Source organism: Bradyrhizobium sp. UFLA05-153 (assembly GCF_054185185.1).
On record NZ_JBBIAM010000347.1, the window covers coordinates 1 to 661 of the forward strand.

The window sequence follows — 661 nt, forward strand, 5'->3', positions numbered from 1 at the left end:
CCTCGGCCCCCGTGATGGCCCCAGCCGTGTACTTGGATGATTGAGGTGTCAGTGCCGATAAGTGCATTCGGGTTTGCGCTCGCGGTGCATTGCCTCGCCGGAGGCGGCTGGGAATTGATCGAGTGCTACGCCAAGAAGGCTGGCGGTGAACCATTCACATCGCACGTCCTTAAGCTTTCCTGACATGGACATTCGACAAGTTAGGATTCTTCAACGCAAATTTTGGAATGCGTTCAAGCACGCCACCCATCAATACAGCGGGGAAGAGCGCGATGACGACGAACTGCTGATGCGATTTACCGATGAGCAGAACGATCACGTCTTATTCATCGGTTGGTACGACTACGCACTTGCTACAAACACAATGCCGATCGAGGCACAGGTGCATCAGGCTTGGTACATCGCCCTGCATCCCGACAAATTGGCAGCGCATTTTCCGTCCAGAACTTTATGACGACACTTTGCCGGGGCTACGTGGGAAATCACGCCCGGAGCAGAAGTGGATGCTGAACGAGGTAATCGAGCGATACAGGACCGACCGATTCGTCGTGAATCATCCGGGCACCGAGCGAACCGCGCTTATCATGAACTGGCAGCAGACTAGCTCCTGATCGCCGCGTAGCAAAGGTAACCGAGCGGCTTTGGGAAATCGGTGATATCG

The 661-nt window shown here is 54.9% G+C and carries 1 protein-coding gene; it reads left to right on the top strand.

The features are described 5' to 3' along the window. The first annotated feature begins 145 nt into the window (after positions 1–145). Positions 146–454 carry a hypothetical protein gene (locus Q2941_RS51810; RefSeq protein ID WP_458197571.1) on the top strand — a complete coding sequence of 103 codons (309 nt, stop codon included), beginning with the start codon at positions 146–148 and terminating at the stop codon, positions 452–454. Positions 455–661 lie beyond the last annotated feature (207 nt).